This window comes from Edaphobacter sp. HDX4, assembly GCF_036877565.1.
Taxonomy (GTDB): Bacteria; Acidobacteriota; Terriglobia; order Terriglobales; family Acidobacteriaceae; genus Edaphobacter.
In genome coordinates this window covers 43,053-62,649 of the sequence record NZ_JAEDXW010000026.1, presented here as the reverse complement: position 1 = coordinate 62,649, position 19,597 = coordinate 43,053, and the positions used below count along the sequence as shown (strand labels likewise).

Sequence of the window (19,597 nt, the reverse complement as noted above, 5' to 3'; positions counted from 1 at the left end):
GAATCGACAATGTTCCCGTCAGGCATAAAAAACCCTTTCAGACGAATTCGTCATGATGTGAGTCAACCTTCGTGCGGTATCGCTAGCCCCGTATCGGCGAACCTCTCTGCCCGTTTGCGATCGCGCAACCTCGATTAGGCTTCCGAGAAGCGGCTTCCCTATCAGATCCGAAAGATACTCTGAGCAAGCTCGCAGAATCTTTGAACTGCCGGCAGGCCATTTCCTTTTGCGACAATCATTCCAATTTCTGAGGGAGGGATGCGGTCGGCGACGGGGCACACTGTGATCTTCGCGAATCTTTGTCTCGTGGCCGATTCCGGCATGAGTGCAACACCCATGCCAGAATCCACGAGAGAGATGAGAGTCGGCATCTCGCTGGCTGTCTGAACAATATTCGGGACGGCGCCGGCGCGGCTCAGTAACCCGAGCAGAAAATCATGAAAGCCGGAAGCATCCGGCCGGTCGTACATCAGGAAGCGTTCGCCGTCCAGTTTGCGCAACCTTATCTCCTTTTGCGTTGCTAACGCATGATTTGCAGGAAGAACAACGACCAGTGGTTCGCGATGGACAACAGTCACATCGATTCCCTTGTTGCTTTCGATCGGAAGACGCAGGAATCCGACATCCAAGGTCCTGTTATGAATCATCCCGATCTGGTCATTAGTGAGAATGTTTCGCAGCGAGAAATCTACCGATGGGTAAAGTTTGCGGAAGCGACGTATGAGATTCGGAACGATCTCATGACCAGCCGTCGAGACGAAACCTACGCGTATCCGGCCGAGTTCTCCAGCGGTAGTCCACCGTGCTTTTTGACTCGCAACTTCTAATTGTTCGAGAGCAGTCACGACCTCGTCGCGAAAGATTCGTCCGGCCTCTGTCAGTGCGGTGCCCTGTCGGCCGCGCTCCAGAAGTTTTACCTCCAGTTCCTCTTCGAGAGATTTGATCTGCAAGCTCAAAGCCGGCTGGCTAAGGTGAAGCAGCTTCGCACTGCGACCGAAGTGAAGTGTTTCTGCGACAGAAAGAAACGTTCGGATCTGACGTAGTTCCATAAAGCCTCTTCATAAACGCTGCTAATCATGCTCATAAAAACATACAACGATTCTAATCACCGTGACAAAGCTCTAATCGATAGGGAAGGACAGAAGGAGCGTATGGAATGAATGAACAGACACAGCCGCGACGGACCTCTTGGACGACGCGCCGGGACGAGAAGGCGCGTCGGATGCAGATCGTGAGGCCATGGATGACCGGTCCCGTCCTGCCGACTGCGAAAACGGTCGAGGCGCTCGAATCCGTCATCGCCAGCGGCGACCGTCTCGTCCTGGAAGGAGATAACCAGAAGCAAGCCGACTTTCTCTCACGTTCCCTCGTAAAGGTCGATGCCAAGAGAATTCACGATCTCCACCTCATCATCTCCAGTATCAGTCGCCCCGAGCACCTCACGCTGTTTGAGTTTGGAATCGCGAAGAAGGTCGACTTTGCCTTCGCAGGTCCGCAGAGTCTCCGTGTCGCACAGTTGCTCGAAGATGGCGTACTGGAGATCGGCGCCATTCACACCTATGTCGAGTTATACGCTCGACTCCTGGTTGATTTAGTCCCCAATGTTGTTCTCGTGTGCGCCGAACAGGCAGACCATGAGGGCAATCTGTTCACAGGTCCCAACACTGAAGATACCCCGGTGATTGTTGAGGCTGCCGCCTTCCATGACGCGATTGTGATCGTGCAAGTCAACAAGATCGTCGACATATTGCCAAGGGTCGACATCCCCGGTTCCTGGGTCGATATCGTTGTCGAGGCCGACATGCCATACGCGGTCGAACCTCTCTTTACTCGCGATCCCCGCCACATTGGCGATCTGCAGATCCTGACCGGGATGATGGTCATCCGCGGCATCTATGAGAGGCATCAGGTCCAGTCACTCAATCACGGAATTGGTTTCGACACGGCCGCCATTGAACTTCTTCTCCCGACCTATGGAGAGTCTCTCGGCCTTCGCGGAAAAATCTGCAAACACTTTGCGCTGAATCCGCACCCCACACTGATTCCGGCTATCGAGAGCGGATGGGTTCAGAGCGTTCACTCGTTCGGAAGCGAAGTCGGAATGGATGAATACATCCGTGCTCGCCCCGACATCTTCTTCACTGGCCGGGATGGCAGCCTGCGGTCCAACCGTGTTCTTTGTCAGCTTGCTGGTCAGTACGCCGTGGATGCCTTTATTGGAGCAACGCTTCAGATGGACGGGGATGCCAATTCCTCTACGGTAACGACCGGACGGCTTGCAGGCTTCGGAGGTGCGCCGAACATGGGACATAATCCGCATGGACGCCGCCATTCATCACCGGCTTGGCTCGACCTCAAGACCAGTGCTGACCCGACCCTCCCGGGCCGCAAGTTGGTGGTTCAGACGCTTGAAACCTTTGCCAAAGGTGGCGAGCCGGCCTTCGTCGAAACTCTGGATGCAGTCGAAGTTGGCAAGAAGGCTGGCATGCCGATTGCACCCATCATGATCTATGGCCAGGACGTTAGCCATGTTGTGACGGAAGAAGGGATTGCTTATCTGTACAAAACCGAAGGCGTTGAAGAGCGCCGCCGGGCTTTGGCTGCGGTAGCCGGTGTCAGTCCAGTCGGCCTTAAGGCAAAGTCCAATGAGACAGCCGAACTTCGTCGTCGCGGCATCGTCGCGTTCCCAGAGGACATCGGAGTCTACCGTCTTCAAGCGAAGCGATCTCTGCTTGCGGCTCGGAGCATGGAAGACCTAGTTGCATGGTCTGGCGGCCTTTATCAGCCGCCGGCCAAGTTCAGGAGCTGGTAATGGCACAGCTAAGACCAATCGCGAAATCGTCTCAGCAACTCAATGCTCTGGGCCGGTCTGAGTGGCTTTCAGAACTCGCCTGGCAGTCGTTGATTGCTGAAGCGGAGCTCAAACCTAAACCGGGCCTGGTTGACGGTCGAGGGTCAGGATCTCATTCGGATCTCTCCCTCGATCTGATGAGGAGATCTGCGGACGCGATTGCCCCATACTTTACTCGCATGGCTCTGGCATCCGCCGAAGCTCAGATGGATACCAGCCTGCGTGCAGTGGTTGGCAGTATTGGTAGAGAAGCCGAAACGGCGATGCTTCGCGCGACTTCAGGCAGCAATGCGCACAAAGGTGCAATCTGGGTTCTGGGACTACTGGTTTGTGCTGCAAGTCTGAGCCAGGGTTCCCTTCCGGAATTTGTAGCCGAGGCTGCAGGATATCTCGCGCGTCTTCCCGATCGTGCAAGACCGCAGGCAGTATCTCACGGAGATGTCGTCCTTGAAAGATATAGGGCTACCGGCGCTCGCGGCGAAGCCTACGTGAATTTTCCGCACGTCGTCAAGATTGGGCTTCCTGCACTCAAGGCAGCTCGCAAAAGCGGCCGAACAGAGCGCGACAGTCGGGTTGCCGCTCTGCTTGCGATCATGTCACATCTCGATGACACCTGTGTTCTCTATCGAGGGGGGCCTGAGGCACAAAGAATCGTGCACGAAGGTGCCGCTCGTGTCATCAAGGTTGGCGGCCCGGGAAGCCCAAAGGGAAATGCAGCATTGATCGCACTCGGGCAAGAGTTTGTCAGTCAGCGCATCTCTCCCGGCGGCAGCGCGGATCTTCTCGCGGCCACACTCTTTCTGGACGCTCTCGAACGCGGCCTCGAACGAGTGGAACAGGACAACAATCCAGTGGAGGAAAACGATGGAGAAAATTGAGTTCAACTATCCCGAGGCAAAACGCCTCATCACCAAGAGAGCGCACGTTGGTGTAGTGGGCTCAGGTGACATGGAGGTCCTTCTCGAACCGAATAGTCAGGAGGGAGCCCGTGTCTTCATCACGACCAGCGTCAACGGCTTCGGCGATGCATGGAAGGCGGTCTTCGATCGTTTCTTCTCGAAGTTCGGTGGGGCGGTCCGTATCTACATTAACGATGCCGGCGCAACACCCGGCAGTGTGTTGCTTCGTCTAGAACAGGCAGTGGAGGTGATTGAGCAATGAACGCGCCAACTCTCATTCCCGATTTCGTCAATCGCAGGAGCTTTATCGAGCTGGACGCTCGTGCCCGTGCTCAGAGCCTCTTCGATGAAGGTACTTGGAAGGAGCTCGTCGGTCCCTTCGATCGCATCGAGTCTCCGTGGCTCGCTAAGCAAGGCATCGCTCCACAATCTGATGATGGCTGCATCGTGATCAAGGGAAAAATCGGCGGATCTCCAGCAGTCGCCATTGCATTTGAAGGAGCCTTCCAGGGTGGCAGCGTCGGCGAGGTATCCGGCGCCAAAATGACGGCTGCCCTGGATCTCGCCACGAAGGATTCCGAGGCAGGAAAACCGACAGCTGCAGTTCTTCTACTCGAAACAGGCGGTGTGCGCCTTCAGGAAGCGAACCTTGGTTTGGCAGCGGTCGCCGAGATTATCTCTTCAGCTCTCGCCCTTCGTCGGCATGCCCCGGTGATCACAATCGTTGCAGGCACTGTCGGCTGTTTCGGAGGCATGTCTCTTGTAGCCGGCGTATCCAGCTACACAATCATGACGCGCGAGGCCCGGCTTGGATTGAACGGTCCCGAGGTGATTGAGCAGGAGTCCGGTATCGATGAGTTTAACGCCTCCGATCGAGCGCTCATCTGGGCAATTCATGGTGGGGAACAACGCGTCGGCATGGGACTCGCTGATTCGCTCGTCGAAGATGATGCCGAGAAGATAGCCGCGGCCGTGCGTGATTGTGTCCACAAAGGCCTACCGGAAAAGCACCGGAGCGAGCAGGTGGAACTTTATCGCGCTCGTATAGCGGCGCTTGATACGTCCAGCCAGATCGATCCTGCAATATTGCGGCAACAGTGGGCTAGCCCCAAAGGAGGTGGGCGATGAAAGAACAAGTTGGATTGCGCGGCAAAGCGTGGTTTAAAGTCCTGACCGGAAGTGATACTCCAAATAGCGGTGACCCGCACTCTGTGCTGGCCACGATTGCGGCTGCTGGAAATGAGTCAGCCCTTTTCCTCAGCCTTGTACCTGACAAGAACAGCCGTTTTCCTTGTGTCCGCGAGGGGCAGGTTGGACTCGAAGAAGCATTCGCTCTCGCAACCCACGTTCGAGCGGTTATCTCCGAAGATCGAGATAGGCCTCGTGAAGCGAAGCGTCCCATCATCGCAATCGTTGACGTCAAGAGCCAGGCTTACGGGCGTCGTGAGGAGACGGCCGGTATCTTCTTCGCGGCGGCTTCGTCGGCAGATGCATACGCATCGGCAAGGATGGCGGGACATCCCGTTATTTCGTTGGTAGCCGGCCACGCATTCAGTGGCGGATTTCTCACTCACGGCTACCAGGCCAATCGCATTCTGGCGTTCGATGATGCTGGGATTACGATCCATGCAATGCATAAAGAGGCGGCAGCCAGGATTACGAGAAGATCCGTTGCGGAACTCGAAAAACTGGGACACGAGATCGCTCCCATGTCGTATGACGTCCGGGACTATGCGAAACTCGGTCTCCTGTTCAAGCTGTTGCATGCCGACGACCCACAACACCCGACCTCGAATGAGGTTGCCGAAGTGAGGAAAGCAATCACGGAAGCGATTGCCGATGCACGTAAAGGCAAGCTCGATCTGAGCAACAGGTGGGAGTCAGACGCCGCAAAAAAAACCCGGAAAGGCACCCTTGCGGTGCGAGCTGCTCTTGAAGCGCAGTGGTTCAACGACTGAGAGGCCGGGAATGACTCTGATTCTTCTCAATGCGTTGCTCCCGATCTTCGTCGGCCTGCTTTTGGGATACATAGCAGGCCGGCGCGGAGCCATGGATAACCTGAATGTTCGAAATCTAATCGTGCTCGTGATGGACTTCGCCATCCCATGTGCGCTGTTTTCCACGATCAGCAGCACATCCTGGCCTGTGCTTCGAGAAGAATCGGAATCCGCAGTGATGATCGCCGTGGTATTTGCGGCCTTGTATGCTGCCAGCTATATCTGGGCGAGAAAAAGTCTCAAAATGTCTATCTCTGATGCTTCTGTACTTGCACTGACCGTGGGTTTTCCAAATTCTGCGGCCGTAGCTTTGCCGTTGCTAACCACCGCGTATGGCCCCAGTTCAAGGGTTACAGCGGCCCTCTCAATCGCAGTCGGAGCTATCACGATCTCCCCTTTCACCATTGCGTTGCTCGAGTCCGACAAACTGTCCGATGGAAAGGGCACCTCTATTCAAGCGGTTATGATCAAATTTCTTCAGGCATTCACTCGTCCTGTAGTGTGGGCCCCCATGTTGGCTTTGGCGAGTGTCTACTTCGGTTTACATCTGCCATCCTATCTTGATCGGTCGTTAGCGATTCTCGGAAGCGCAGCATCAGGATCGGCTTTGATCCTTACCGGGGTTGTTGTCTCCTCCCAGACATTTAGCTTTGACGGGAAAGTCGCCTGGACAACCGCTGCAATCGTCCTGATTCAGCCCTTGTTTGCTCTTGGCATTACTGAGCTCTTTCATATGAGTCACGCTGAAATCCGTGACATCACTCTCATCAGCGCGATACCGGGTGGGTTCTTCGGTCTCGTTTTCGGAAAGAGCTTCAATTCAACTCCTGAAACCGCCAGCTCAGCGCTGATTGCTTCGTATTGCGTAGGGGCATTTTCTATTGCTGGCTGGATGCTCGTATTCACGAAGTATTTTTGAGGGAATCCAATGGTCGGCACCCTGCATGTCCACGATCTCATTCTCCTGCGAACAGAGTCGGCGGTCATCTCAACTCAAAGGGATCCAGCGTGCCCATACCTCAATCCAAACCGGCGTCCTTGGGTAGTTGTGCGGAGAAGCCGCATCTCAGATGGATTGATCCCCGTGGGGGTGCGTGGGTCGCAGAGGCACGAACGCTGCGCCGGATTCACAAGATTGAGTGAAGTAATGGAGACTCGGCGGCCAGATCAGCTACGGCTGCTGCTCGCAGAGGATTCACGCCGGGCACTACAGGCGTTCCGCACCTTGTCCTATCTCGAAAGCCGCCTCGCGGGACTGGATATGAGCTGGGGTCCTGGCGGGAGTGTGGGTTATGAACTGGCCTCGGGAATACCGGCTGTCCGCGCAGGCAGTGATTTAGACTTCATACTTTTCGCGCCCAGAAAACTCGAGATTACAGAAGCACAGGATTTGTGGCGAATGATCAGCAGTGCTACGGGAAAGGTCGATGCAGTGGTAGAGACACCCTTCTGCGGGTTTTCTTTAGAGGAATTCGCGACAACCTCGCGTCGTAATATTCTGCTTCGCACGAGTGTCGGCCGCATTCTCGGCTCCAATCCTTGGAATCTCTCGAACGGCGAGGATAGCTAAAGTGAATACTGCATTTTTGTTCCCGGGACAAGGAGCACAGAGACCTGGAATGCTTCATGAACTCGTTGATGATCCCGCTGTCGACTTGACGCTCGAGGAGATCAGCGACATATTGAAATCCGATGTTCGTCTGTTGGACTCACCTGGGGCATTGAATTCCACAGTATCGGTTCAACTGGCTCTTCTAACTTCCGGAGTCGCTACGGCTAGAGCTTTGCAGAGACGTGGCGTTATTTGTTGTGCAGTTGCAGGTTTATCTGTGGGCGCCTTCGCAGCAGCCGTCGTTGCCGAGGCGATCACGTTGAAGGATGCGGTCATTCTGGTTTGTTCCCGCGCAGAGAAAATGGAAAAGCTATATCCAGTCGGATACGGATTGGCTGCCATCGTCGGTCTCAACGAGCGACAGATTACGGCTATTGTTGACTCACTACACACGGCCACGACTCCGGTATTCGTAGGAAATATTAACGCACCGAGGCAGATCGTCATTGCAGGTTCCATAGAAGGGATGCAGAAGGTTTTGGAAGAGGCGTGCCGGCACGGTGCCAGAAAGGCTGAACTCCTGCACGTTTCAGTTCCATCCCATTGTCCTCTGCTTGCATCCGTTGCTGACTCACTTCGGCTCCAGCTAAATTCTATGCAGCTAAAGGCGCCAAAATATCCTTACATTGCGAATGTGAATGCACGAGCGGTGCGCTCCGCGTCTGCAGTAGCAACGGATCTGGCGGACAACATCGCCCATGGAGTTCGCTGGCGTGATGCGACGATTGTCGCGGAGGAATTGGGCTGTAACCTCTTCCTTGAAATGCCGCCGGGCCACGCCTTGACGGACCTGGCGAAAGAAAACGTGCCTGGCGTTACCGCTTCTGTCGTCACAACGGATCTTTTCAGACACGTATTGCGACTCGCCGCTGCGTAAAGTCCGAGATGTAGGACCTGGCTTTCCACCCACCCTGGATGATTGGTACGGGACTGTGGGCTTCTGTTTATCAATCCTGTCGAGCCACCCGATGTGCGAGAGCAGGCTCTGATCCGCGACCCAGCCCCTCGAGCTGGTCACGTTCTCAAACAATTTTCCCTACGGAGGAAATGCTGGAATGTGCCCGTTGCTGTCGTTCGGCCTCTGTGGCAACATGAATCGCGTGTAGCGAGAATCTCTTTCTGCTCTAAAAGCCGAAAACCGCCTGGAGTTACGGGCGGGAACAATACGGGAACAACCTGGGGAGGAAACTATCCCACACGATCCTAAATGGCTGCTGTTCTAACGTCTTTCCTATCAACCGCGTCCGCTGATTCTAAGCCACTTAGGTCCATTGATAGGGGCCCTGAAAAGGCCGGCGTCGGCGGTTCGATCCCGTCTCTGGCCACCACAAAATCAATACTTACAAACCCTACAATCAGCGATTACGTTCCGAAACGTTCCAAGTGCGCGGGGATTAGCTGAATCAGGCGTGTTGCGTCTGCGACCGCAGCGATAGGGAGGCCGGATACATCGTGCAGCGCGTGCGCGAGCAGGACCCCGGCGGGAGTCTTCGTGCCTTGCGGGGTGGAGGACGGCCTCTGCCGGTAGATGAAACTGTTCAGGGGGATCTCAATCAATGCGGCCATACAGCCACGGCGGCGAAGTCGGAGCACCTCGGTTCGTTGAGGCATGGATGCTAGCACCGGGATCGCGAGGTTGGGAGAGAGCTACAATGAGATCTCCATACGGACCGTCACGCCATAGGAGAACTTAATCGTGGCTAATTCCAATCCTGAGCAGCCCGAGGCAATCCGAATCCACGATTTCAGTAATTCAGATGCAAGAGAGAGCGTTTGAGTCGCTCAGCACGCCTCGGTTTCGCCGCGATAGTCGACAAGTGGGGTCTCTCCTCTGAACAAGCGGATCAACTACTCGGAAAAAGGCTGACAGAGACAGGAGTCGACACCTTGAGCCAGGATGGGCTCATGAGAATTTCCTACGTTATGGGAATCTATAAAGCATTGAATATTCTTCTTCCCGATCATGTGGCGGATACCTGGATAACAAAACCAAACAGAGATCCCTTATTCGGCGATCAGTCTCCTCTGAGTTATATCTTCAAGACCGGACTGTTCGGTCTTGAGCAGACCAAGAGTCTTCTGGATGCGGCGTGTCAAGGGCGCGCTAAATAGCGTTACTCGACAGCGTTATTCACAAACCAGCGTTGCTGAGGCCGGACGGCGATATTGATGGCGAGAAGCATCGCGCCCGTTCTATCTATATAGATGTAGAGCAAAGTTGCTGGACCGGTTCCCTGGGTATGAGACAGGAGATCAATCAAGGTCGGCAGGGTGGAAAGGGTTCGGCAAGACTGCTCCTACCCCATTTGGCAAAAAGCTGTATCGGGTTCTTCGACACCATTAGGGTGCTGGCCTGGTTTTACGGCCGCCCTTGACAGGCGGCGCGTACTGGACCTCGCTGTTTTTCCGGACTTTTGGCCCATTCTTCACCAAAAGTGAGGAAGAGCCCAAAAAAAACTTGCCAAACGCAGACCTTCCACAATGGAGTTCGATGAACTACAGCCAGCTCTTTTTTGTCCCCGCAATGCCAAGCCAGCCTTACCCCATCCGCTCCCAATCGACGACGACCGGCGCATTGGGCCATGCCGTGAGGGTGCGGCCTTTGATTTCATAAACCGAGGTCGGGGGTTCAAATCCCTCACCCGGCACCAGACAACCCTCTGTTTAACCAAGGATTTTTCCATAATCCTTGGCCGCCACCAAGGATTATGTCGCCCAAATCCTTGGGAAAATCTGCAACCACCGTGCAACCAAAAAAATTTCACCCTCTGTTGGCCCGGCCGGTCGCCGTGAACTGATGCCCTTGTTCTACCGCATTCCAGTGGCCGCCCCGCGGGCTGTGCGAATCGGGATGGAGCACTAGGGCATTTACTCATAAATCGACCGTGTTGAATACGGGCACTTTCAATGTCCGGTTTGCACCCGACAACGACCGATAAGCGGGTATTGCGGAAGGTCCGAGTTGGGCCAGTAGGCGACATCAAGCGCGCCGATTATCGGCGGACTTTCGACAAAAAAGCCTTGATGTGAGGGATCACCACATCGCTACGGAGTAGCGCACCGATGTGATCGCTTTCGGGCAAAGTGAAAAATGTCGCGTTCGGAAGCTCGGACACACATTCCTTCACTTTGGCCAAGCGCGGATCAAGCTCTCCCACGAAAAGGAGACAAGGCATTGTCATGGACGGCAGGACGTCAGCGTTGGACTCCCGATCTTGAGTCAACGCCCGCAACGCCTTGAGATCGTTGGCCAGAAGACGTGACCGCATTGTTGGCGTGATGCGACTGCCGAAGACCTGATCCACCATCGTTGGAACCGCTTCAGGACTGCGGGGCATATAGTCACGAAACGGCTGCATATCTTCCGCGTATGGATGTGCGGCGCCAAGAATGAACGAATTGAAGCGGTGTGGCGCATGTTTCGCGAGTCCAAACCCGATCCAGCCACCCAACGAATAACCGAAATAGTCTGCTTCCCGAATGCTCAAATCATCCAGCACAGCCAAGACGTCCGAGGTACGATGAGCGAGGCCATAAGCGGCGGGATCGTGAGGCTTGTCGCTTTCGCCATGTCCTCTTGAATCCAGAAGGATCAAGTGATGGTCCTCCTTCAGGGCGTCAACGTATCCAACATCAGCCCAATCGGCGCCGCTTCCGAATGTTCCGTGATGAAGAACGAGGGCGGACCCGCTGCCAACTGTTTCGTAATGAATACGTACACCTTGATTGTTGACGAATGGCAATGCCGCCATCCCGGCACCCACTTCTGAAGTGAATGACCAGGTTTCGACTTTCGAGCCCTCCAGTAGGAGGAGTGGTCGTTAGCGGCCATTTAGGTTCATGACGAAAAGCCTTCAGGCACCAGTGGATGACTTAATGGACGGGAGAGAGCGCTGTGTCTTCTATGCCCGCTATAGCAACCCGCGCCAGCGGCGAGCGTCCATTGAAGACCAGAATCGCAACTGCCAGGAAGCGGCAGACGAAAAGGGCTGGCGGCGCCTGCCGGAATATGATCCCGCTGACGAGGCGAAAACCGGGGTCACTCTATTGGATCGTAGTGGAATCCAGGAGTTGGTTGCCGTTGCCAATCAAAAGCCGCGGCCTTTTGACATTATCCTGATCGACGACACATCACGCCTGGGAAGGAATGTAGGCGATGTCTGCAAGCTGGTCGACAAGTTCGACTATGCGGGCGTGAAACTCTATTTCGTAACCGATGAACTAATGTCAGGGAACGAATCCTTTCGGGAGGCATTCATCGCCAAGGCGTCCGCCGACGAACAGTTCTCCAGGAAGCTGGGCAAGCGCGTGCGCCGAGGTCGAATCGGACGATTTAACGCCGGGTACAATCCCGGCGGAATCTGCTTTGGGTACCGCAACGTAAAGGAATTCGATTACACGAAGAAGGGGCCCTACGGTGAACCTGGCCTGAAGGGCATGAAAGAGGTTATCGATACCGAAGAAAGCCAGGTTGTACTTCGGATGTTCCATGCCGCCGACGAAGGTAAGAGCGACCGGGAGATTTGCCTGATGCTAAAGGAGCTTGGCATCAGTCCTCCGCAGCCGACCCACAAGAGGGCACAGCCGTCCTGGTCGAAAGGCGCGGTCCGTACTATCCTGACCAATCAGCGGTACCTTGGGATTCGAGTTTATGGGAAAACGAAGGAAATCCGTAATCCTGATACCGGGAAGAAAGAGCGGATTGATCTCCCACAAAGCGAATGGCGGATTGGCGAAAGAAATCTGGACCTCCAGATCGTTCCAGATGACCTGTTCGAGCGTGTCCAAGAAATGCGAAAGCATAAATCCGGCGATATCGGCGTGCAGCAGCTGGGAGGCATGACTCGTACTGAGGCAAGCCGGAAGTACCTGTTCAGCGGACTGCTGAGATGTGGATTGTGCGGAGGGAAACTAAATGTCAGGACGACCAAACCGACGCGCTATGGGTGTGTCGAGTATTCGGAGGCGGGGCTTGTGTACGAACAGCTCCACCATCTCCCAGGAGTTACTAGAGCGGCAATTCATCTATGCGCTGAGTCAGAAACTCCGCGATGAATCCCTTCGTGACGATCTGATACAGATGGTGTTTGAGCAGATTCGATCGGCAAAGAACGAACGCATGGAAGCAGAATTGTCCGCCGGACAACGACGCAAGGACCTGGAATCGAGCCGCGCGACACAGGCTAGGTATAAGGAGAACCTGGTCAAGGCCGTGCGAGAGAGCGGCGGTTCGAGGGCCCTGTATGAGGATCTGGAACTGGTGGAAAGGTCCATTGAGCGAATTGACGAGAAACTGGCAGAACTGAATCGCCCGCCATTGCCAGAAGTGAAGTTCGAGGAGGTAAGGGACTTTGTCAACGGCCAGATGGACACGCTGGAACAGTTGTTACTCGGCTCCGCCCAAGCTCTGAAGATGGATTTCCAGAAGCGGATTGAGAAGATTGTGATAACCCCAGATGCTGACGAGCGCGGCCAGTTCTTCCGGATCACGGGCGACGTGGGACTTTTTGTTTCGTCTGCAGGTGTAGTGCAGACCAATCAAGTAGACTCGATTGGTCTGCACTACAAGATTCCCGTATCTTGCGCTATGGCAGTTCAGCGCCGGACATGGTCGGTTCTCACGGTAGCTTAAAGCAGGACATTTTAAGGTGCCTGCAAAAGATCGACTACGGGATCTCTCAAGTCCTAAGCTTGGAATCGATCAAGGTGGAATGCGAGGCGTTCGGTCGCGCAAGTGTGCAGTTTCTAGCCAACACCCACTCCACCCTGACCTAGGTAAGCGCCTCAACGACCTCGCGATGGCGGATGTCCAGCGTGCAGGGCTCGGCCAGCTGCGCAGTTATGCGTGCTGGTTTCCTTGATCATGTCATCTTCCCGGATAGCGCTGTCGCACAGCAGACACCACCCAATGTTGTCCTCGGTGGAGTTTGCCCATCGGAGCATCATTTCGTCGATGTCAGAGGGAATCTCCATTCGAAGACCATCATTGTGCGCTTCGACGGCGAGTCCATATGGATGTACAGGGCAGGCGCGTAACGCGCGATAGGACACTGGCTGTGATCTTCGGCCTCCAGTTGAATATCGCAGATACATACGCAATCTTTGGACTCACACACCCATTTGTGTCCGGCTACCTCACAGTAATGCTTGTGACTCATACTTTCCTTTCGGTGTCGATCTGGAGATGCAGACTTAGGTACCTTAACGGTGCCGGAGCCCATTCGCCGCACACTTCCTCGAGTTTCATTGGCAATCTGGCTGTTGATCATCCCTACGCAGGTGACGGAACAAAGCTGAAATTCTTGCCATCCGATATTGAAAATCTGGTACCTGACCTACCTCGACTTGCACGTCAGCGGATTGCGCCAAGTTCTCTAAATAGTCGAGAAATTCCTTGCGGTAGATCGAATTGTGCTGTGTAGTATTGGCCTCGTGCATGACAAAGGTACTTGTTGAACGTTTTCGACCGCAGAGCGCTGGCCACAATTTGTCCATGATGGATTCCAGATGCGAGCGAAGTCTTCCAGCGAGTCATACATAACCTCGTCATCCTCGAAGTAGAGCCCACCCCTCAACGGGCTGATTGCCTTTGATGAGAGAGAAACAAGCGCTGGTGGAGATTCTGCGCCTTCGCCGCCCAATGAGAACAGCGAGCGATGACCACGAGGGGATTGAGAAGCCATGTGGAATCTGGATTTGAGTAACCTATGAGAACGAAAGCGTGAGGGTATTCCTCCGGATCTGGAAAGGTTGTGGTTTGCACCATGAGTCCGAATTCATACCCCATGTAGCTGAATCCCGTACCCATAAGTCTGAATTCTGTACCCATATAGCTGAACTCAACTGTGGCCTTTCGAAGACCACCTCGAAGGGCCACAACTTTCAACGTCTTCGAACCAACTTCAATGAGTGCATTGCCCTGAATTCGCATTTGAGAATGAGGGCAGTTATCCGAGATGCCCGTTTGCCGTCGATATGGATTGCTTCCGGATTGACCGCAATCGGCGTGGGATGTGCCGAATCCGTACTGTCCCGACGCTTATCTCCACCGCGAGACTGACTTTTGAGACACGCCAAGCCTTCGCACTCAAATTCAACTTTTGGGCTCTGAGGTAGCGAGGTTATCAATATGACCAATCTCAGTGATCAATGTGACTCCGGATATTTTGTTCTGCTTGAAACGCTTAGCAGACGCTCTGATTTCAGCGGAGTAGGGACGTGTGGCAAAACTTACCGATGGCGATACATCCTGTACCGTCGCCAAATGCAGCGAAAGCCACCGTTTCGCTAGATCGGAACGGGCGGACGTTGCACACGGAACCTTCTCTGAGTACCATTCCGACGTTTCGACGTGGCCCATTTCTAAAATCTTGTTCCAGGAGGGGTACCAATGAAAAATATAGCAACCCATGGCACTGTTGCTCAATCTCGGTGTCGCAGGCATCTACGCTCAACAGAAGCCGGTAAACATCAGGTTTTCGGGAAGTAATGTGGCCACTACGATCAATCTACAGAACGGCACAGTTACCGACGAAGAGATTCTCGCCGGTACTGGTACGCTAGGGCCATTCACCTATCGTGAACTACACGCTGACACACTTTCTTCTCCTCCCCAGCCTCCCATCAGTTGCTCTGGCCCAACGCAGATTTATTTTCTAACTGTGACCGGTGGGGGCGTATTTCGCTTCCAGGATGGAAGTCTATTGACGGTCACGCTCAAGGAAGGGACCGGGAGCGGCTGCGTGGATCTCACGGCTGGGCTGGCCCACCTTGTTGGGATTTATCAGGTCACAGGTGGAACCGGCCGTTTCAAGGGTGCGTCCGGCACCCTGACGCGCACGTCGACGATAGCCCCGGTGTTGTTCGACGCCGCTGGCAATCCCGCGCTTCTAACGAATAAGGGGAAGTTTGAAGGAACAGTTTTCGGAGTGGCCGAAGAGGAGGAACGCAACGACGAGCGTCAATAGGAAAAGGCATACGCAAATGCTCGGGCTCGTTGTGCTCTTGAGTGCAGCGAGTCCATGCACGCCCAGGGCGTCTCCCAAATTGCAAGGGGGAGTTTCACCAACCAGAAATGGTAGTCTGCCGCACCTATGGCGGGGGTGGCATTAATTATTCTTTCGATACAGCTCATTACACCTGCGGTAGCGGGTTTGGGGGTTACCTATTCAACTGGGCGCTGCGTGACATGCGCCATAGACCTTACACACTAGTTCCGAGCGAGCGCACCTCTGAATCGTGCGTGCGACACCAGCGGCTGTAGTTTCACGTGTCCGCGAAGTCGGCATATCGAATAAGTGATTTTTCGCCTGAACTCAATAAGTGCATCATCGCCAATGCGCGTTTCCACCCGTCGCAGTTCTGGAAACGCGGTTTGGCCTGTTATCAACAAGCCGGCGGTCGCATTACCAGGGATCGGTAAGGACGAGGCAATCTCCAGTTAGAGACCGGTCTTCTGAATACTCGAGCTTAGTTCTATGTTCGTCCTGGAGCGTAGTGTCGGATGCTGTTGATCATTTCCGCCATCCCAGGCTGCTCGCTTCTTCGGAGCTAAGGTACAGGAGGTAGAGAAAACCCTCTGAACTTTCTATGTGGCTCAGAACATCACGGACATCGGAGCCGTGAGGGAGCAGAGCGTTGATTGTTTCAATCAGCTCGCATTCGTCCACAAAGGTATATTTTTGAGTTTTCGAATGACCGGAATTGCCGACCGTCCAGAGACGAATGTCAGCTATATAGCGGCAGGTGAGACTATCTTGCTCGTGCATGCAGTACAGATGAACAAGGTAGCGTCGTTTGCGAGGCTCTGAATTGAGTTTCTCTTTCGATCGACTCATAGGTAGACCGTACTGGGGCGCAGGGCGCGGGCTATGCGGCGAAGTATGAAGCGGTTATAGCGCTGCGCCAATATGCACGGCAGATTGGCAGCGACAGCGTAGGTGGTCACCACCAAACGCGCCCATGGTGGGTTCCACAGAAAGAACAGGGGAAGACATACGAGCATGCACCAATGCGCGATTTCGGCGCGACGGGTCTCGATAAGGAAGTATGAAATGCAAGCAAGATTGCGACTGAGAAGCTTCTTCTTAGCATGCCCACCCAGCCAGGGTGCTCCATCCGGGAGAAGAGACTTCCACTTGCGAATGGCGAACCAGTCCCGATACATATTCCCCTCTCGTTCCCAGGAGCGAGGCGTGGTGAGCCATGTATCGCATGCGAATGCTTGTGAGGGGACGCGGAGAACGGCGAAACCGATGGTCATGTGGATGACGGGCCATCCGAGGACGTTCGCCGCCCAAATCAAGGCAGTCATACTTCACGCCCACGCCAGACTGTTTTGCGATCGAACAAGCGCCGCGCAGCGGAACGAGCGAACACTGCACAGTAGTATGCGAGAGGCAACGGATACAGCAAGCAAGCGATAAGCCAATAACTGCCGAGCTGGCGCGCAATCCAGAGGAGCTGCACGCTGAACAGGAGATAGACGACAGCCAGGCTGAGACGGCCGTAGTCATGGGGAGCGACCAAGAGCAGCACTGTGGAACAGAGGACGGATATCCATATGATCGCGGACGCGAGAACCATGCCGCCTGAGACTGCGGCTCCGTGTATAAAGGCTTTTGTCCAGCTATCGGACATCTGTCTAAGGCCCTCTGGAAACATTCGCATATGAAGACTGCCGTATCCACCCATACAGAGGATGCGGCCCCCCGCAGAGCGGAAGAGCTGGGCAAGATTCAAGTTCTCAAGGACAAAGCCGCGGACGGCAGCGTGACCGCCAGCAGCGAGGTAGGTTTCTTTGGCAACAAGAAGAGACTGACCAAAGAGTCGCGGCTCCGAGACGAAGCCAAACCCACCGGCGCCGGCAGCCATGAGGATATTAAAGAAGAGAGACAACTGTTCGTACGCGTCGCTCATGGCATGGTACGGCAGCAGTGAGAGCGCCAATTTCCGATCCCGTTCGCGAAGCCAGCGTGCAACGATACGGTCCAGTCCTCCTTTGACGAAGAAAGTGTCCGCATCCATAAAAAGCAAAGTATCCCCAACTGCGAGCTGGGCTCCTTGATGACATGCCCAAGCCTTACCCGTCCACCCGGCTTCCAGCGGGAACGAGGTAGCAACGGTTGCGCCGAGACTCTGTGCAAGCAGCGCGGTGTTATCGATGGAGCCATCGTCCACAACCAGGATCTCTGCTGGTCGTAGTACAGACTCCGAGATCGATCGCAGAAGTCGAGGAAGATTCTCTTCTTCGTTGCGTGCGGGGATGATGATGGAGAGACGAACCGTCCCTTGTGGTTGAGATAGCTCGCAGGCGGGAATCCTCCGGATCAGCAGGAAGCCGGCGGGGAGACCGACTGCGCAGAGAAGCGCTGGCAGGATCATGGCCTTCCTTTGGCCGCCTGCTCGACAATCATCCGAGCGACGTGTTGCCCGCTAAGCGTGACCATGGGCATCCCCGCTCCTGGGTTGACGCTGCCACCGACGAAGAACAGGTTGTGAAAACGAGAGCTTTGCTTTGGCGCTTTGAACGCGAAGTTCCTGCGGCGATCACAGGCGACGCCGTAAATAGATCCTCGATTGGAGGCATAGCGTGCCTCAATATCGAATGGCGTCCAGAAATCTTCGACGATGATGTGCTTCCGAAGATCCGTCAGGCCCATACGCTCGAGTTTGTCGAGGCAGACTTCCTTGAGAGCTATGTAATCTTCTGGGCTGTAGGGATTCTGTGGATCGATGGGTGGAATGTGCGGCAGAATCTTGATGTTGTCGCAGCCGGACGGCGCCTGCGATGGATCGGTGCGAGTGGGAGCAACGAGGTAGATCGTAGGATCGTCCGGTAACTTCTTGTCACGAAAGACGCGACGGAAGTGCTCGTGCAGGTTAGCCGAGTAGAAGAAGTTATGATGAGCGAGTTGCGGATAGACCCGATCCAGTCCAAGATGCAGAACGATACCGGAGCACGACGGCTCGAAGCGACGCAACTTCTTCATAACCGAATTGGGTGAGCGCAGGAGTCGCTGCATCGCTGGAATGACTTCCATGTTGGACACGACGTAATCGGCCGGTAAGGTGCGAAGATCACCGCTACTGTCGCGAACCTGGACGCCGGTGACGGTGCTAGCAGAACGATCGATCTCTAGAACTTCGTGTTCGAGACAAAGGGTGACTCCGGTCTCTTCAAGACGCCTGCGGAATGCGTGTCCGAGCTGATAGAGACCGCCAGCAACATACCAAAGGCCGAAATCCATCTGGATAGTCGGCATCAGGTTCATGAAAGCAGGTGAATCAAGGGCGCTCGATCCGACATACTTGATGAAGTATTCAAAGATATCGCGAAGATAGCGATTGCTCAGACGCTTGTAGATACTGCCTGACATGGAACGCAGATAGTCGAGGTCGCGCGCTTCCTTCCAGCCATAAAAACGGAAGAACTGCAACAAGGTATCGAGGCCGTGGCGGAGATAACCGGCTTCAACGATGTCGTATTGGCGCCGAGAGTAAGCGAGGAAGTCTTTGTACTCACCAAAGACCTCCGGGCCGAAACGGTCAAGCTCCGAACGCATTCGTTCGGGTTTTTCCCATAGATCGACAACGACACCGTCTTCGAAGAAGTTGCGCCACTGCGGATCGACACGTTGGAGATTGATGTAGTCTTCGAGCTTCTTGCCGTCCCCTTCGAAGATGGGACGGAAAATATCAGGAAGCGTAACGATCGAAGGTCCGAGATCGAAGCTAAATCCTTTGGTTTGCAGCTGATTAAGCTTGCCGCCGACCTGGGCATTCTTCTCGAGGATTGTCACCTTGAAACCGCGGCGCGCGAGCATGATGGCCGCTGACATGCCGCCAAGCCCGGCTCCAATGACGATGACGCGTTTGTTCTTTTCCGAATCGCTCATAAAGTGTGCACCAGGTTTATCGCGATGGTTTGAGCGGTATCTCCAAGGTGGAACGAGCACTCCTCGAAATGTGGGGGACCGAAACGAGACGACGGATTGTTGGAGGCCCCGACGGGCTCCCGCGGGATTCCGATCAGATTGTGATCGAGCTTGTGATTGCTGTTGAGGTCTTCATAAATGCTGACTGCATAGGTTGCAGTCGGCAGTTCGGGTTCGATGTGTAGCTCCGTCGATCCAGGAGGGATCGGAACAAAGCCATGGCGGAGCGCCTTATTCCGGTCGCCCGGAAATCCGGAAGGCGATGCGAAGACGAGATAAGCCAACTCGCCGTGTGCCTTTTG

At 54.7% G+C, this 19,597-nt stretch carries 20 protein-coding genes; 13 read left to right on the top strand and 7 right to left on the bottom strand.

Features of this window, described 5'->3' with window-relative positions; all coding sequences use genetic code 11:
- Positions 1–161 precede the first annotated feature (161 nt).
- Positions 162–1,049 carry a LysR family transcriptional regulator gene (locus tag JAO29_RS19910; protein ID WP_334270023.1) on the bottom strand — a complete coding sequence of 296 codons (888 nt, stop codon included), beginning with the start codon at positions 1,047–1,049 and terminating at the stop codon, positions 162–164.
- 107 nt (positions 1,050–1,156) lie between these two features.
- Here JAO29_RS19910 and mdcA point away from each other — a divergent pair, with 107 nt between their 5' ends.
- Genes mdcA through mdcH form a run of 8 tightly spaced genes read left to right on the top strand, consistent with a single transcriptional unit; the run spans position 1,157 to position 8,236 of the window.
- The gene (mdcA, locus tag JAO29_RS19905) at positions 1,157–2,812 is read left to right on the top strand and encodes a malonate decarboxylase subunit alpha (RefSeq protein ID WP_334270022.1); all 1,656 of its coding nucleotides are present in this window, start codon (positions 1,157–1,159) and stop codon (positions 2,810–2,812) included.
- The gene (locus JAO29_RS19900) at positions 2,812–3,729 is read left to right on the top strand and encodes a triphosphoribosyl-dephospho-CoA synthase (protein ID WP_334270021.1); all 918 of its coding nucleotides are present in this window, start codon (positions 2,812–2,814) and stop codon (positions 3,727–3,729) included. Before mdcA ends, JAO29_RS19900 begins: the two co-directional genes overlap by 1 nt.
- Positions 3,716–4,012: a malonate decarboxylase subunit delta gene (locus JAO29_RS19895; RefSeq protein ID WP_334270020.1), complete on the top strand. Its 297-nt coding sequence runs from the start codon at positions 3,716–3,718 to the stop codon at positions 4,010–4,012. Before JAO29_RS19900 ends, JAO29_RS19895 begins: the two co-directional genes overlap by 14 nt.
- Positions 4,009–4,878: a biotin-independent malonate decarboxylase subunit beta gene (locus tag JAO29_RS19890; protein ID WP_334270019.1), complete on the top strand. Its 870-nt coding sequence runs from the start codon at positions 4,009–4,011 to the stop codon at positions 4,876–4,878. Before JAO29_RS19895 ends, JAO29_RS19890 begins: the two co-directional genes overlap by 4 nt.
- Positions 4,875–5,708, top strand: coding sequence for a biotin-independent malonate decarboxylase subunit gamma (gene mdcE / locus JAO29_RS19885; RefSeq protein WP_334270018.1), 834 nt, complete (start codon positions 4,875–4,877; stop codon positions 5,706–5,708). Before JAO29_RS19890 ends, mdcE begins: the two co-directional genes overlap by 4 nt.
- 10 nt (positions 5,709–5,718) lie before the next feature.
- The gene (locus JAO29_RS19880) at positions 5,719–6,666 is read left to right on the top strand and encodes an AEC family transporter (RefSeq protein WP_334270017.1); all 948 of its coding nucleotides are present in this window, start codon (positions 5,719–5,721) and stop codon (positions 6,664–6,666) included.
- Between the two features lie 9 nt (positions 6,667–6,675).
- On the top strand, positions 6,676–7,317 hold the full coding sequence (locus JAO29_RS23660; RefSeq protein WP_442886447.1) for a malonate decarboxylase holo-ACP synthase: 642 nt from the start codon (positions 6,676–6,678) through the stop codon (positions 7,315–7,317).
- Positions 7,259–8,236: a malonate decarboxylase subunit epsilon gene (gene mdcH, locus JAO29_RS19875; RefSeq protein WP_334270016.1), complete on the top strand. Its 978-nt coding sequence runs from the start codon at positions 7,259–7,261 to the stop codon at positions 8,234–8,236. Before JAO29_RS23660 ends, mdcH begins: the two co-directional genes overlap by 59 nt.
- Positions 8,237–8,721: 485 nt before the next feature.
- Here mdcH and JAO29_RS19870 read toward each other — a convergent pair whose 3' ends face one another.
- The gene (locus JAO29_RS19870; protein WP_334270015.1) at positions 8,722–8,970 is read right to left on the bottom strand and encodes a hypothetical protein; all 249 of its coding nucleotides are present in this window, start codon (positions 8,968–8,970) and stop codon (positions 8,722–8,724) included.
- A gap of 294 nt (positions 8,971–9,264) precedes the next feature.
- Between JAO29_RS19870 and JAO29_RS19865 the strand changes: the two genes are divergently transcribed.
- Entirely contained in the window at positions 9,265–9,471 is a 207-nt protein-coding gene (locus JAO29_RS19865) for a hypothetical protein (RefSeq protein WP_334270014.1), read from the top strand.
- An 881-nt stretch (positions 9,472–10,352) separates the two neighbouring features.
- On the opposite strand, the gene JAO29_RS19860 is transcribed toward JAO29_RS19865, so the two are convergent.
- Complete coding sequence (locus JAO29_RS19860) at positions 10,353–11,111, bottom strand: alpha/beta fold hydrolase (RefSeq protein ID WP_334270013.1); 759 nt, start codon at positions 11,109–11,111, stop codon at positions 10,353–10,355.
- A gap of 124 nt (positions 11,112–11,235) precedes the next feature.
- On the opposite strand from JAO29_RS19860, the gene JAO29_RS19855 reads away from it, so the two are divergent.
- The 4 genes from JAO29_RS19855 to JAO29_RS19840 all read left to right on the top strand — a co-directional run bounded on the left by JAO29_RS19855 (position 11,236) and on the right by JAO29_RS19840 (position 15,326).
- Positions 11,236–12,414 (top strand): recombinase family protein, encoded by a 1,179-nt coding sequence (locus JAO29_RS19855; protein ID WP_334270012.1) that lies wholly within the window; start codon positions 11,236–11,238, stop codon positions 12,412–12,414.
- A 25-nt stretch (positions 12,415–12,439) separates the two neighbouring features.
- Positions 12,440–12,991, top strand: coding sequence for a hypothetical protein (locus JAO29_RS19850; protein ID WP_334270011.1), 552 nt, complete (start codon positions 12,440–12,442; stop codon positions 12,989–12,991).
- Positions 12,992–13,200: 209 nt separating this feature from the next.
- Complete coding sequence (locus JAO29_RS19845; protein ID WP_334270010.1) at positions 13,201–13,395, top strand: hypothetical protein; 195 nt, start codon at positions 13,201–13,203, stop codon at positions 13,393–13,395.
- Between the two features lie 1,373 nt (positions 13,396–14,768).
- Complete coding sequence (locus JAO29_RS19840) at positions 14,769–15,326, top strand: hypothetical protein (protein ID WP_334270009.1); 558 nt, start codon at positions 14,769–14,771, stop codon at positions 15,324–15,326.
- An 866-nt stretch (positions 15,327–16,192) separates the two neighbouring features.
- On the opposite strand, the gene JAO29_RS19835 is transcribed toward JAO29_RS19840, so the two are convergent.
- The 4 genes from JAO29_RS19835 to JAO29_RS19820 are packed head-to-tail and all read right to left on the bottom strand — an operon-like array spanning position 16,193 to position 19,579.
- On the bottom strand, positions 16,193–16,672 hold the full coding sequence (locus JAO29_RS19835; RefSeq protein ID WP_334270008.1) for a hypothetical protein: 480 nt from the start codon (positions 16,670–16,672) through the stop codon (positions 16,193–16,195).
- Positions 16,669–17,742 (bottom strand): glycosyltransferase, encoded by a 1,074-nt coding sequence (locus JAO29_RS19830; protein ID WP_334270007.1) that lies wholly within the window; start codon positions 17,740–17,742, stop codon positions 16,669–16,671. Before JAO29_RS19830 ends, JAO29_RS19835 begins: the two co-directional genes overlap by 4 nt.
- Positions 17,739–19,256 carry a phytoene desaturase family protein gene (locus JAO29_RS19825; RefSeq protein WP_334270006.1) on the bottom strand — a complete coding sequence of 506 codons (1,518 nt, stop codon included), beginning with the start codon at positions 19,254–19,256 and terminating at the stop codon, positions 17,739–17,741. The genes JAO29_RS19830 and JAO29_RS19825 overlap by 4 nt, the downstream gene beginning before the upstream one ends.
- The gene (locus JAO29_RS19820; RefSeq protein WP_334270005.1) at positions 19,253–19,579 is read right to left on the bottom strand and encodes a DUF2141 domain-containing protein; all 327 of its coding nucleotides are present in this window, start codon (positions 19,577–19,579) and stop codon (positions 19,253–19,255) included. The genes JAO29_RS19825 and JAO29_RS19820 overlap by 4 nt, the downstream gene beginning before the upstream one ends.
- Between the last annotated feature and the right edge of the window lie 18 nt (positions 19,580–19,597).

Excerpts from the sequence above, each read along its gene's own strand:
- JAO29_RS19890 (WP_334270019.1), top strand. The coding sequence starts at position 4,009 with ATGAACGCGCCAACTCTCATTCCCGATTTCGTCAATCGCAGGAGCTTT.
- JAO29_RS23660 (WP_442886447.1), top strand. The coding sequence starts at position 6,676 with ATGGTCGGCACCCTGCATGTCCACGATCTCATTCTCCTGCGAACAGAG.
- JAO29_RS19845 (WP_334270010.1), top strand. The coding sequence starts at position 13,201 with ATGCGTGCTGGTTTCCTTGATCATGTCATCTTCCCGGATAGCGCTGTC.
- mdcA (WP_334270022.1), top strand. The coding sequence starts at position 1,157 with ATGAATGAACAGACACAGCCGCGACGGACCTCTTGGACGACGCGCCGG.
- mdcE (WP_334270018.1), top strand. The coding sequence starts at position 4,875 with ATGAAAGAACAAGTTGGATTGCGCGGCAAAGCGTGGTTTAAAGTCCTG.
- JAO29_RS19865 (WP_334270014.1), top strand. The coding sequence starts at position 9,265 with ATGAGAATTTCCTACGTTATGGGAATCTATAAAGCATTGAATATTCTT.
- JAO29_RS19835 (WP_334270008.1), bottom strand. The coding sequence starts at position 16,672 with ATGACTGCCTTGATTTGGGCGGCGAACGTCCTCGGATGGCCCGTCATC.
- JAO29_RS19855 (WP_334270012.1), top strand. The coding sequence starts at position 11,236 with ATGGACGGGAGAGAGCGCTGTGTCTTCTATGCCCGCTATAGCAACCCG.
- JAO29_RS19910 (WP_334270023.1), bottom strand. The coding sequence starts at position 1,049 with ATGGAACTACGTCAGATCCGAACGTTTCTTTCTGTCGCAGAAACACTT.
- JAO29_RS19860 (WP_334270013.1), bottom strand. The coding sequence starts at position 11,111 with ATGGCGGCATTGCCATTCGTCAACAATCAAGGTGTACGTATTCATTAC.
- JAO29_RS19895 (WP_334270020.1), top strand. The coding sequence starts at position 3,716 with ATGGAGAAAATTGAGTTCAACTATCCCGAGGCAAAACGCCTCATCACC.
- JAO29_RS19880 (WP_334270017.1), top strand. The coding sequence starts at position 5,719 with ATGACTCTGATTCTTCTCAATGCGTTGCTCCCGATCTTCGTCGGCCTG.
- JAO29_RS19830 (WP_334270007.1), bottom strand. The coding sequence starts at position 17,742 with ATGATCCTGCCAGCGCTTCTCTGCGCAGTCGGTCTCCCCGCCGGCTTC.
- JAO29_RS19850 (WP_334270011.1), top strand. The coding sequence starts at position 12,440 with ATGGTGTTTGAGCAGATTCGATCGGCAAAGAACGAACGCATGGAAGCA.
- JAO29_RS19870 (WP_334270015.1), bottom strand. The coding sequence starts at position 8,970 with ATGCCTCAACGAACCGAGGTGCTCCGACTTCGCCGCCGTGGCTGTATG.
- JAO29_RS19900 (WP_334270021.1), top strand. The coding sequence starts at position 2,812 with ATGGCACAGCTAAGACCAATCGCGAAATCGTCTCAGCAACTCAATGCT.
- JAO29_RS19825 (WP_334270006.1), bottom strand. The coding sequence starts at position 19,256 with ATGAGCGATTCGGAAAAGAACAAACGCGTCATCGTCATTGGAGCCGGG.
- JAO29_RS19840 (WP_334270009.1), top strand. The coding sequence starts at position 14,769 with ATGGCACTGTTGCTCAATCTCGGTGTCGCAGGCATCTACGCTCAACAG.